This is a genomic window from Halomonas sp. AOP25-F1-15 (assembly GCF_052378675.1).
Lineage (GTDB): Bacteria > Pseudomonadota > Gammaproteobacteria > Pseudomonadales > Halomonadaceae > Vreelandella > Vreelandella casei.
In genome coordinates, this window is record NZ_JBQSXV010000002.1 from 307,185 (window position 1) to 319,638 (window position 12,454).

Here is a 12,454-nt window from a genome sequence, read left to right on the forward strand (position 1 = left end):
ATGAGCCAATCAAGTGTTATTGATAGCGCAGGGCTAGAGCAGTTTGAAAAGAGTGACTCTTCAATTCGCTTTGGTCATCTGCGCTATAATGAGGTGGCAACTGAAAACCTAGTTTGTTTAAATGATAGTGTCTGGCTACATAAACATGCTGCCTCTGCCTTTTTAGAAATGAGCAATGCCATGCATAGAGATGGCGTTGCCCCCGTTATTATTAATATTGGCTATCGCTCTTACAGGCGCCAATCCAGAACTTTTGAATATTATCGTGTGAAAAAAGAGTTTGGTACTGCTAAAACTCTTACTAGAGTTGCTTTGCCGGGCCATAGTGAACATCATACTGGCTTTGCAATTGATATTCGTTTGCCAAAGCAAATGGCGGGTGGCCGTCTATCTCGTTCAGACTCTTATAAGTGGCTTAAGAAACATGCGCATAAGTATGGTTTTTATGAATCTTATAAAAAAGATAATATCTTTGGGGTGATTTTTGAACCATGGCACTGGTGTTTTAATGGTTGTGCTGAAAGTAGAGCGCTTTTTTCAACACGTTCTTTGCTTTAAAAAACGTTGATCCGTCAGATCAAGTGTTGTTGGACATTATTCGCAGCAATGACCCAATGAGAAATTATTCTGATGATCTTTTTGAACAATTTCCCAAAATATATTCCGCATTAGCAACACATTAGTTGTAAAAATTTAGGGCTGGATTTTTCCCGCTTGTTTAGTGGTTTAATATTGGCCCTCTTCCCCCCTCCTTGTATCTATTTGCTACGGCTTTACCGATGAGCGAGCTTGTTATCCCTCCTTTTTGTGATTTTCTTCTCCAACCTGAACAGTTAGCTTGGGTTCAAGCTTCTCACCCTGCTCGTAAAGGAACCTTGCCCGCGCCGCCTTCATTCCGTTCTGCAATGGATTCACTGGTGCGTCGCTACCAGCGGGAAGAACAACAGCCAGGGGTTTGTAGTTTTGCTGAGCTGGCGGGGAATCGTGGTTGGGTGGCAGGCCAAGTACAGGCGTTGGGGGTGCCCACCGCGAAGATCCTGAAAGATGACTTTTCATTGCAGCACTTACGGGATGTGCTGGAAGGCATTGATGCGTGTGTGATTAAGCCGAAAGAGGCGCACAGCTCCCGTGGAGTGCTCTCGCTAAAGCGAGTGGATGAGATCACTTTTGAATGCTTGCAGCAGCGCTGCCGCTTGCGTTTGGTGGACATTCTTGAGCGGCTTTACCAGGAAATGCGCGAGTATCAATTTCCAAACCATTGGCAGTTGGAAGAGCTATTGCTACCGCCTTCGGGGTTGCTTCGCCCGGTCGATGATTTCAAGTTTTACGCGTTCCGTGGCCGTGTAGGATTAATCCTACAGGTAGCCCGCCAGCCGGAAGGGCAATATTATCGTTGGTACGACCGTGATTGGCACCCTGTTGAAACGGGGAAGTATGCAGAGGCGAATGATCCCGCCTTGTTACCCCCACGTGAGCCTGAGGCGTTATTAAGCGTTGCAGAGCAAGTGTCGGCGGCGTTGCCCACCCCGTTTTGTCGAATAGATTTATATGAAGCCCGCCAGGGGCCGGTATTAGGAGAACTTACGCCGGTGCCAGGGACTTACCATACCTTTGGTGAGCAGGCTGATCTTTACCTCGGGGCGATGTTTGAGTTGGACGATGCTTGACCAGACAATGTTGAGGCTGGACAACGCAATCGCTGATTAATAGCCAACATGCCGCGCATTTAAGAGCTTTGTAATGATGAACTCTGTAGTTTTGCCCAAGTGTATGGGTGATGAATCCCTAAATAGTTATACCGATGAATTAAGTGATTTAGCGCGTAACGCCCATGAAGCACATTTACTTGGGCCTTGGTTAATTGCCCGTGTAGCGGAAAGCGAGGGTGCGGAGGTCACTTGGTTTAGCAAGGCGATGTTTATCGCTACGCTCAATGATGTTCAGGTTTTTTTTTGGGATGTGCGCTCTAACGAATCGGCTGTGGGGGGCAAAATTGCCACCCACAAGCTGTTTACACACCGCTTTTTAGACCGAGGTAACGTCTCTAAACCCCGCTATAAGGTGGTTCATTCAGCGGAAGGTGCTGCAAATTTTGCTGCAAAGCTTGCTAAGCCTGTGGTGGTGAAGCCTATCAAGGGCACCCGTGGGCGTGGCGTTAGTTTAGGCTTGAGTGATAAGTCCGAGATTGTTGATGCTTATCACAAGGCGAAATCATCCATTGGCGTGTTGGTGGAAGAGCAGGTGTCTGGCATTGAGTACCGCTTTTTTGTACTTGGCGGCCAAGTGCTTTCTGTGTTGGGTAAAAACCCCGCCCATGTGATAGGCGATGGTACGCGGTCGGTAAGTAAGTTGGTGGATGCAAAGAACGAACTGCGTGCCCTAAACCCTCGTTTAATGACTAGCCTGATTCCCAAAGATGAGTGGGTGGAGCAGAACTTGTCCAAGCAAGCGCTAACCTGGGAAAGCATACCCGCTGAAGGACAGGAGGTCGTGCTTCGCCATGAGGCGAATATATCGCTGGGAGCAGACTCGTTTGATGCGACCGATAGCGTTCCAGAAATAGCGAAACAAGTGGCTGTCGAGGCCGTTACGTCTATTCCTGGCTTGGATTGGGCTGGGGTCGATGTGATGGTAGATACCTCTGATGAGTCGGAGCCGGCCGCTTACATCATTGAAGTCAATACTGGCCCTGGCATTGGTGGTCATCACTTCCCGATGCGTGGCGCACCACGAGATTTGGCAACACCTATTTGGCGGCGCGCTTATGAAAAACAGAAGGCGCTGGCCACTACGTTTTCTATTACGCCCATACACACATCTCCGCCTGTCTCATGTCAGCGCCTGGTATCTATAGAGGGAAAAGTACAGGGTGTGGGGTACCGTAAATGGTTACGTCGTGAAGCGGCGGTAATGAATATTCAAGGATGGGTTCGGAACCGACAGAATGGTACTGTACAGGCGGTATTTAAAGGCGATCGCACAAAGGTTGAACAGCTATTGGGTAAGCTGCACTTCGGACCCAAAGCTGCATCGGTGGCTAAAGTATCCGCAACCTCCCACAGCCGCTCGCTTAAGCATTCGGGCTTTATAATACTGAAAACACGTTAGTCCATGGCGTTGTTAAGCCTCTGGCGCTTACTCGTTAGTGCTAGGGAAACCCGAGGCGATTTCAGTATGTCGCTGGATAATAATCAATTGCCCATAGGGGCATTGTTCACCTACTGATGAGTTGTTGATTATTAGTGACCATTATTTCTTTTTTTAAAGCGCTTTATCCACTATCCAGTGCAAAAGAGCGCAGCGATATGCGTTTGTTAACACAACATGGCGAATTCGATCGGCGCTATTATCGAACCCAAATGCCTGCTTGGCAGCGGTGGCTATGGGTTAGGCCGGAGCTGCATTTCTTGCGTTTGGGCTGGCGTGCGGGGTTAACCCCTAGCCCGCGGTTTGACGCCCAGTGGTATACCTCCCGCTATGTGGACATAGGGCGGGCAAAAGTGAACCCGGTGCTGCACTTCTTACGTTATGGCATTCACGAAGGGCGTTTGCCAGCTGCTAATAGACATATTAGTGATTTTCCCGTGTTTCAAGACCAAGCTGTTTGGTTGCACCATCAGGCATGGCATGGCCACGCGGGTGTAGCTATTCCTAAATTGCAGGTACTGGCAGGCCAGGGGCAGCCGGCAGCGCTGTGGTATTTGGCCGGTTGGTATTATGGCCAATCTCGTTACGAACAAGCGCTTACTTATTTACAAACATTGGCGGAAGGCGATGCTGGTCGCTACCAGCAGTGGATTCCGCAGGCGTTGCTGAAATGTTATGTACGCTTAGGTAAGCAAGATGAGCTAGATGCGCTACGCGATCAACCGCATTTTTCTGGCAATGGGCTGGATCAGGTAATGCTGCCATTGGCGTCTGTTAATCTACCCTTAGAGCAGCGGCTAGCACCGCTTAACCAGTGGTTCGCTCGACGCAAACTGGTGCCGTTATTACCGCTAGAGTCGAAAAATGGCTTGGGCCGGTTAAAGACACGCCGGGTGAGAACCAAGGTGAGCCGGCGTATGCCGCTGGTGTCAGTGGTGGTACCCGCTTTTAACGCAGAAAATACGATTGGTGTGGCGTTGAAGTCGTTACTGGCACAGAGCTGGTCCAATCTTGAAGTTATCGTCGTGGATGATGCCAGTACCGATGGCACGGCTAAGCGGGTAGAAAAGAGGGCGCGCTTAGAGCCTAGACTTACGTTGATTCGACATGAGAAAAACCAAGGGGCTTACAGCGCTAGAAATACCGGTGTTAGAGCGGCCAGAGGGGCATTTGTTACGGTGCATGACAGCGATGACTGGTCGCATCCGCAAAAGATTGAACGCCAAGCGTTGGCGCTTATGCAACATGCCAGTGTGATGGCGACCCAGTCGTTTTGGATACGGGTAGATGAGAGCTTACAGCCGCTGGGGCCATGGCATTTATGTGCTGATTGGTTAGAACCAAACCCTGCCTCTGTGATGGTTCGCCGAGAGGTGTTTGGTATACTGGGAATGTGGGATGAGGTGGCGGTAGCAGCAGATAATGAATTTGTAGAGCGACTTCAGAAGCATTATGGCGCTGATGCGCTGTTTAAAGTAGCGACCAACGTGCCGTTGGCATTTTCCTTAGTGCAGGCAGCTTCGCTAACCCAGCGAAAAGCGACACACGTGCGCACCATTCATTGTGGCGTGCGCCACTTGTATCACCAAGCGGCATCTTGGTGGCGGGAAAGGCAAGTAGTGCCCGTAATGTCTAACCACAGCGTCCGTCGGCTTTTTCCAACTCCGCTTGGTAACCATCCGCAGCCCTGCATGCAGTACGATATTGCTATCGTGGCAGATGTTTCTGTGCGTAACCCACGATTATTGGAGCTGTTGAATACGCTTCTACGGCTGCGTCATGAAGGCTACTACGTTGTCGTTTGCCCCTGGAGCAGGCCAGATGATTTTAATACCCGCTGGTTAGCAGACGACATGTGGGAACTTTGCCATGAAGAGGATATTGCGATTGCCCATGGGGGCTTTAGGTTACGGTGTCGCGAAGTGCGTGTACAAGCGCTAGCTGGTTCCATAGATTGGCCTGATAGCGTGCCGCAGCTTACTATCCAGGAGGGTGTGCGTGACCTTACGGGCAGACCGCTTCCTGCCGCTAAGGCGGAATCATTAACCGTGTATTTGGCTGGTGGTGGCAGAAACGTGTTATGACGTTTTTGGGGGCGTTCAGGAGCTTTTATTGGGGGCAGCACAAGAAGGGGTGGCGGCAGTATAACTGGCGCTACCCCTTTTTATTTTGGGCGGCAGCACGCTTGTTTAACAGGCAGTGGTATTTGCAGCACTATCCTGATGTGGCAGCTGCGGGGGGAAATGCCTTCGCCCATTTTCTATTGTACGGCCTTGCGGAAGGCCGAGAGCTCTCGCCACATATCAGCATAAGCGGTTATGGATATTGTTATGGTGGCAATAGACCGTGGGAGCCTTCCTCTGTTGTTATTCATTACTGGTGGTGGGGGCGGTGGCGTGGGTTAGATCCACTGCCCTGCATTCCTGGTGATGGTGCTCAAGCAGCATTGGCTGGGCAGCCTTGCTTGGCAGTATTTGCCCATACGGTTACCCCACGTTTATATGGCGCGGAACGTAGCTTGTTGGATGCGCTGGATACTCTTGAGAAGTTGGGTATTGCAGCGGTGGTCATAGTGCCTAATGCTAGTAACCCCGCTTATTTAGCAGCGTTACAGCGCGTTAGCCGTGCACTGTACGTCTTACCCTATGGCTGGTGGCGAGAGAAACAGGCCAGTAACGCCTCCACGATAGCGTCGATGCAGGCGCTGCTTGGGGCCACAAGCGCTGACGCTGTATACATGAACACACTAACGCTGCACGCGCCCTCGGTTGCGGCTAGGCGTTTGGGCTTGCCCGTAATGACGCATGTTCGTGAATTGCCGGCGCATGATCCTGGTCTTTGCCAAGCACTGAATAGTTCGGCTGAAGGCGTGGTGGCGCACGCTGTTGCCCATTCAGATTGCTTAATTGTGAACTCTCAATGTACCGCAGAGGCGTTTCAGGGTAGAGGCGTGCCGGTATGTGTGGTGCCTAATATGGTGGATATGCCTGCTTGGCAAGCGGTACCTGCTGTGCAGCTTGATGCGCAGCGGCCGCTGCGGGTGGGGCTGATGGGAAGTTTAATTCATAAAAAAGGGCTTGTAGATTTTGCAGCGCTTGCTGACGCCTTGGCATGCGAGAGCATTGAGGTTGAATGCTGTCTATACGGTGCAGCTACTCCAGATCTAGATGCTTTGCTTCAGCAGCGTTTTGAAGTGGGCAGTGCCGCGGGCAACAAAAAAACTAACTTGTTCCACCGAGGTTATGCAGAAGAACCCAGGGCCGCGATGGCGAACCTTGATGTTGTGGTGAACCTCTCTCATTTTCAGGAGTCTTTTGGCCGTACCGTATTAGAAGCGATGGCTGCCGCAAGGCCTGTGGTGGCCTATGACTGGGGGGCATTGCCTGAGCTTGTAGAGCATGGGAAAACAGGTTTTTTAGCCCCATTGGGTGATGTTCAGCGCGTAGCTCAGTGGGTTGTAATTTTAGCCAATGACCCTAAATTACTCGCTGCTATGGGGCATGCTGGCCGCCAGCGTGCTAACGCTTTATATGGTGCTGAGGCGCATCAGGCGGCAATGGCACAGGCACTTAACTACCTATTTCCTGTGGCTACGGTGGAAGCCGGTCAGATTAGTGGTGATTCGGCTAGTAACGATTTTTAGCAACGACTGGGAGTGAAGGACTATTTCAACGTCGAATACGCTGCCCCGGTTAGGTGTTGCAGCAGTTATTAAAAATGAATTGGATGCACTGCAAGAGTGGATTGCGTTCCATTTGGCTGTGGGTGTCGAGCATTTTGTTATTGTAGACAGCGGTAGCAGTGATGGCTCTTATGCTTATTTACGCGAACTTTCTCGTCTTGGCCTGGTGACATTGGTGCGTTCCTCTGGGGATGATCATGCGTCAGGAGAGCTATTCGCTTACCATTCTTTATTGGCTGCTTGCCCCAAGACGCTAGATCTTGTGGCCTTCATTGAGGTGGACGAGTTTTTATTGCCACTGGAGGAAGGCAGTACGCCAGATAGCTCAGCAAATGCGCCACCGGCAAACGAGCTGCGTACCTGGCTTGGTGGGATATTCAGTGACTCGGATGTGAGCGCTCTGGCACTGAACTCTGCCTGTTTTGGTTCTTCCGGGGAGCGCTTTCGTGGCGATGGCTTAGTGATTGAGCGTTTTACCCAGCGTTCTTCTCGTACCTTTCGCTATAATCGATTCTACAAAAGTGTCGTTAGGCCTTCGCGGGTTAGTCATTTTGATAATGAACGCCATGCGGTACTTAAAACGGGCCGCTACGTTAATAGCAGTGGTTCGCCACTGCAACTGGTTGATGGGCTCCCTGGCGCAAGCCGTCGAGTATGTTGGCAGGGGGCCCGAATTAATCACTATGCGGTTAAATCAGTGGAAGAGTTTGTGCTTGGGCAAATGCTACATTGCACTGACATCACATTGACGACCACCCATGGTGAGGCGTATTTCGCGCGCTTTGATCGAAATGCACGCGAGTGCTATGCGGCTCAGGCGTGGGCGAGTAGTGTCTACCTGCAGTCGCTATCGTTACCTAATGCAAGCGTATTTGCTGTCCCTTTTAATGCGCCGGAGCAATCATGGTGGCGTAAAGCGCTGACGTTTTCTTTATCCTGGTGGAAGCGCGCGCATTATGTGTCTGTACAATCACACACGCTACCACTGGAACCGCCCATTACTGCCTGGAAGCGGACATGGCCTCATCGATCGGGCGTGATGCTCACCCAGCGTGGTGTGTTGCTTCAGGCAAGCTTGAGTGTTGTAGGAGTATCGGTACAGAAAGAAAACGTGAAGCTCGCTTGTACCTGGCAAGCGGGTGTGGAGTGCGTGTTTCCTGCTCATCACATTGATGGCCATAAAAGTGGTTGTCTTGATGAGGTCGCTCACTTTCGTATCGAGCTGCCTGTTCGTTCAGGAAATGTGGAGCTGTCTGCCGTGGTGATTACCGACGCTGGGGAGCGTCGTATTCCGCTAGAGCGTTTAACGCTTATGCCTGATGTGTCAGTACCGGAACGCCGGGCAAGTGCACTAATTGGAAAGCAGGGCTGGCTTTTTCTTGATCAAGATACCAACGTAAGTCTTTACCAGCACCTTGGCTATATGTCGTTAGGTCAGAATGCTATCGCTCAGTGGGTTGCCTATGCTGAACAGGTGGTGGCGCTTTCTCATCAGCTGAATGCGAAAGTGATGATGGTAGTTGCCCCTAGTAAGGAGCGGGTGATGAGCGATTATCATCCTTATCCCATGGGCGCTATTTCACCGGCCGATCAGGTCGTGACAGTGTTGCCTGATGATTTTTGTTTATATCCTGAGGCATTGCTAACGCAGATGGGTGATGACGCTTACCACGTGACGGATACCCATTGGACCCAGCAAGCTGCCATGCGTGTTACCTGTGAGGTTGTGAGTCGATTAGAGCTGGCCGCGTTGAAAGATATCGAACGTTGGTTTACTGAGGATCAGTATAAAACTGTGCGATTACGCGGGGATTTGGGAAGTAAGCTGGATCCTGTGCGTATGGCCGCTTCCCCGCGCTTGAGCTCGTTTGACCACCGGGATCTAAAACGCTATGACAACGGATTGCCCAACTTCGGGCGTGTCATCGTGTGGGAAAATAGCGCTGCGTTTCTTGACCAGTGCTGCTTGGTAATGGGTGCCTCTTCAAGCTATATGATGTTTCCATTTTTAGTGCGCACTTTCCGCCGCGTGGTATTTGTACATAGCGCTGGCAATATTGATGTATCGCTAGTTGGTTCTGTCGCTGCCCAGGTAGTGCTAGTGCAGACTAACGCTCGTTTCATGGTGGAGGCACCGCAGCTAACGTGGTCGTTGCAAGATACCATTCTTGAAAAAATAGAAGGCGTAAGCATGGATGAACATACCGTCGCGCTTGCTGAGCGCAGGCCAGCCGACCAGGCGAAATTAGCGGAATGGGGATTGGGGAAGTGGGATGATTTTCTTCCTGTAGGGTGGTTTAGCGCGTGACGATCACAGCCAATATGCAAGTGGTGCTCGGCACGCTGACATTTCAGCAAGCCCTAGCGCCTAAAGATAATGTTGTATGGGATGCCTATCACCATCGCTGGGAAGCGCTAGACGAGTCCATGGAGTTTACCGCTCAGGGCGGCGTCTATTTACCCGGCTGGTATATGATTGAGCTTATGGTAGACCGCTCGGTAACCTCGGTGGCCGCTAGCTTTCGTTTTGTGGCGGGTCGTAGGACCTTCAATATTGATATGCCTTTGCGGGTTGGCAAACTGAGTAAGCGCCTAGTGCATGTGCCTTGGGGAGTTAAGTCCTTTGCTTTCAGGCCAATGAATGCCAAGGGACATTTTTCATTGCCACACTTTCGCCTTGTGTGGGTCACTGCTTCGTTCGCCCGTGATCGTTTACTGCAGCGGTTGATTAACATTCATCAGGACTATCGCGATATCTCACAGCAAGAGGCTGCCAGAAAAGTTCGCCTGCGTGCGCGCGCGAGCGGTGAGTCATGGCGCCGAACAGCCATTCGAGAGTATGAGTCAACCTACATTAGCTTGTGCTCACGCCGTAATTATAGGCTTTGGGTGCGTGAGTTCGAAAGTAAACCAGATGGGGCTAAAATAAGAACGAAAATTCAAGCGCGGCAACTGGTAGGTGAATACCTTTTTTATATTCCTGTTGCAGGTATTCATGATGCTGATTCTCTTGTAAAAACGATAAAAAGCCTTCAGCTCCAATTGCTAGATAGCTGGAGAGCTGTGCTTTTACCCTCGGTAGGCTGCGCCGCGGATGTGCTCCCGTATCTTGAAAAAATGGTGGCGGAAGACCCACGCATTACGATATCAGATACAAAATCTGAGCCTCGAAAAATGACACTCTCTGCCTCCATGTGGGTGTCTGTTCTTAGCCCTGGCGATAAGCTATCAGCCCATGCGCTTTACATGTTGGCAGGTTATCCTGATGCAGAGTTGCTTTATAGCGATGAGGATCAGTTAGATGCTGAAGGCATGCGACATTCTCCGCTTTTTAAACCCCAATGGAACCCAGACTTGTTGCTTTCGCAGCCCTATATTGGATGTGCGATATGGGTACGTGGCGATAAATTCTCAGAGATAATGCCGGCCGGCGGCTTACCTTGCGCTACATCAATCGGCAGCTGGCAGGCTAAGCTGGCGCTTAACGTGTTAGCCAGTAATGTTAGAAAAATACAAAGTATTGGGCGCATTCTGCTTCATCGTGCAGTTTCGAGCCCGCTTTCGCTTGCTAATGATTATGCGGCTCTAGTGTCTCTCAGCCTCAATGAGATGGGCTGCTCTGCTCAGGTTGTCCCTGGGCGTGTGGTGAATTCAGCGCGGGTTATGTGGCCAGTCCCTTCGCCTCAGCCTCTCGTTAGTTTGTTAGTACCCACTCGTGATGGTGTTGAAATACTGAAGCCATGTGTGGATGCTATCTTGGAGAGAACCGCTTACCGGCATTTTGAATTATTGATTCTAGATAACCAGTCCAGCTGCGCTAAAACACTGGCTTATATGGAAGAAGTGGAACAACGTGATTCGCGGGTAAAAGTCATGCGCTGGAACCACGATTTTAATTATTCTGCAATTAATAATTTTGGTGCCCAGCATTCTAAAGGCGATATCATCGGTCTGATTAACAATGATGTTGAGCCTATCGATGGCGAATGGTTAACAGAAATGGTTAGCCAAGCATCCCGGCCGGAAGTGGGGTGTGTGGGTGCGAAGCTCTATTACCCAAATGGGACCATTCAGCATGGTGGGGTCATATTAGGGATAGGCGGAGTGGCGGGGCATGCGCACCGGTTTTTCCAACACAACGAAGAAGGCTATGCGGGTCGCCTACAGCTTGTTCAAAACCTAACGGCTGTAACGGCAGCATGCTTGCTACTGCGTCGTGAGGTGTTTGAGCAAGTAGGTGGCCTTAACGAGCCTGATTTAGCGGTCGCTTACAACGACGTAGATTTGTGCTTGAAGGTGCATAAGCTGGGATTGCGCAATCTGTGGACACCGTTTGCTGAGCTTTACCACCATGAGTCCATTTCCCGTGGTGCTGATGATACGCCTAAAAAGCGTGCCCGTGCTTTGAAAGAAGCTCGCTATATGCGAGAGCAGTGGGGGCCGTTGCTCGATAAGGACCCTGCCTATAATCCTAATTTGACGTTGGCAAATGAGGATTTTTCGTTACGATGATTTTAGGGGGAAGGCGTAGAGAGCGGCCAGATACGCATTGGCTGGTGCTTAGCGATGGCGCAAGGCCAACTGAGGATATCTATTTTTATGAGTCGGCCGCGACTGCCATGCATCATCAGGGCGTGCGAACCGAACGTTTTCCTGCTTCTCGTGCTTTTGGCGCTGCGTGGCTGCATGGGCGTTCATTTATGCGCAACTATGCTGGGGCTAACCTGCTGCTGTGCCGTTCGCTTCCCCTTAGCTGGCTGCGCTGTTTAGAGCGTAACCGTAATGCATTTGGCTATATTGTCTATCTGGTTGATGATGACATTTCCGCTGCCGCTACTGACAACATGCTGCCCGGCAGCTACCGCAAACGCATGGCGCGTATTGCTAGCCTTCAGCCGCGCTTATTGGCATTGGCCGATGAAGTGGTGGTCTGTAGCGACCAGCTCGCTCGTTACTTTACGCCTCGCCATCCTAACGTTTCAGTACTCACACCACCGTTGCTGGCGCCGTTGCCAGGCCTCGAACATTTTGCGGGTTCTCCTTCTGCGCAATTGCCCTGGCAAATAGGCTTTCACGGTACGCGGGCGCATCTTCAAGATTTACTGCACATCATGCCAGCCTTGGAAGCACTCCAACAGCAGCGTGATGATACCCAGCTTGAGGTGATGTTGGGTCAGCATATCCCGAAACGATTGGCAGCGCTGCCGCGGGTAAGGGCACCGGCGCCGTTGCCCTGGGAAGCGTTCAAACAGTACCAACGCCAGCACCGCTTTCATATTGGTTTGGCGCCGCTATTAGAAACGCCGTTCAACCAAGGAAAATCGTTTATTAAGTTTTTGGATATTGCCGCGATGGGTGGGGTGGGTCTTTACTCCAATCGCTATCCCTATACTGAGGTGGTACGCCATGGTGAAAACGGTCTATTGGTGGAAGACTCACTCGCAGCATGGTGCGATAGCCTACAGCAGTTACTGGACAACCCAATAGCGACGGCTCGTATGGCTCAGCAGGCTGCATTAGATGCTCAGCTCATCGGTGATCCGCTCAAAACAGAGGCATTCTGGATGAGCCGCAGCCGTTCAATGGACGGCGCTTTCGAGTGATTTATGTCTTTTCTGGGTTAGT

Annotated in this window: 8 protein-coding genes; all 8 read left to right on the plus strand. The window is 50.9% G+C overall.

The annotated features are described in order from the left end of the window. The 8 genes from ACT3TF_RS04770 to ACT3TF_RS04805 all read left to right on the plus strand — a co-directional run bounded on the left by ACT3TF_RS04770 (position 1) and on the right by ACT3TF_RS04805 (position 12,432). Entirely contained in the window at positions 1–558 is a 558-nt protein-coding gene (locus ACT3TF_RS04770) for a M15 family metallopeptidase (RefSeq protein WP_444671681.1), read from the plus strand. Positions 559–779: 221 nt separating this feature from the next. Continuing rightward, positions 780–1,667: an ATP-grasp fold amidoligase family protein gene (locus tag ACT3TF_RS04775; RefSeq protein ID WP_444671682.1), complete on the plus strand. Its 888-nt coding sequence runs from the start codon at positions 780–782 to the stop codon at positions 1,665–1,667. Positions 1,668–1,740: 73 nt separating this feature from the next. After that, positions 1,741–3,108, plus strand: coding sequence for an acylphosphatase (locus tag ACT3TF_RS04780; protein ID WP_444671683.1), 1,368 nt, complete (start codon positions 1,741–1,743; stop codon positions 3,106–3,108). A 197-nt stretch (positions 3,109–3,305) separates the two neighbouring features. Further along, positions 3,306–5,231: a glycosyltransferase gene (locus ACT3TF_RS04785; protein WP_444671684.1), complete on the plus strand. Its 1,926-nt coding sequence runs from the start codon at positions 3,306–3,308 to the stop codon at positions 5,229–5,231. Between the two features lie 122 nt (positions 5,232–5,353). Beyond that, positions 5,354–6,790 (plus strand): glycosyltransferase family 4 protein, encoded by a 1,437-nt coding sequence (locus ACT3TF_RS04790; RefSeq protein WP_444671685.1) that lies wholly within the window; start codon positions 5,354–5,356, stop codon positions 6,788–6,790. A gap of 79 nt (positions 6,791–6,869) precedes the next feature. After that, a complete protein-coding gene (locus ACT3TF_RS04795) occupies positions 6,870–9,137 on the plus strand; it encodes a glycosyltransferase family 2 protein (RefSeq protein ID WP_193062368.1) in 2,268 nt (755 codons plus the stop codon). 581 nt (positions 9,138–9,718) lie between these two features. Next, positions 9,719–11,341: a glycosyltransferase family 2 protein gene (locus ACT3TF_RS04800; protein ID WP_192535883.1), complete on the plus strand. Its 1,623-nt coding sequence runs from the start codon at positions 9,719–9,721 to the stop codon at positions 11,339–11,341. Next, positions 11,338–12,432, plus strand: coding sequence for a glycosyltransferase family 1 protein (locus tag ACT3TF_RS04805; protein WP_444671686.1), 1,095 nt, complete (start codon positions 11,338–11,340; stop codon positions 12,430–12,432). The genes ACT3TF_RS04800 and ACT3TF_RS04805 overlap by 4 nt, the downstream gene beginning before the upstream one ends. The last annotated feature ends 22 nt before the right edge of the window (positions 12,433–12,454 follow it).

What these genes read in the sequence shown, in the direction of transcription:
- ACT3TF_RS04770 (WP_444671681.1), top strand. Translation starts at nt 1, where the DNA reads ATGAGCCAATCAAGTGTTATTGATAGCGCAGGGCTAGAGCAGTTTGAA.
- ACT3TF_RS04775 (WP_444671682.1), top strand. Translation starts at nt 780, where the DNA reads ATGAGCGAGCTTGTTATCCCTCCTTTTTGTGATTTTCTTCTCCAACCT.
- ACT3TF_RS04780 (WP_444671683.1), top strand. Translation starts at nt 1,741, where the DNA reads ATGATGAACTCTGTAGTTTTGCCCAAGTGTATGGGTGATGAATCCCTA.
- ACT3TF_RS04785 (WP_444671684.1), top strand. Translation starts at nt 3,306, where the DNA reads ATGCGTTTGTTAACACAACATGGCGAATTCGATCGGCGCTATTATCGA.
- ACT3TF_RS04805 (WP_444671686.1), top strand. Translation starts at nt 11,338, where the DNA reads ATGATTTTAGGGGGAAGGCGTAGAGAGCGGCCAGATACGCATTGGCTG.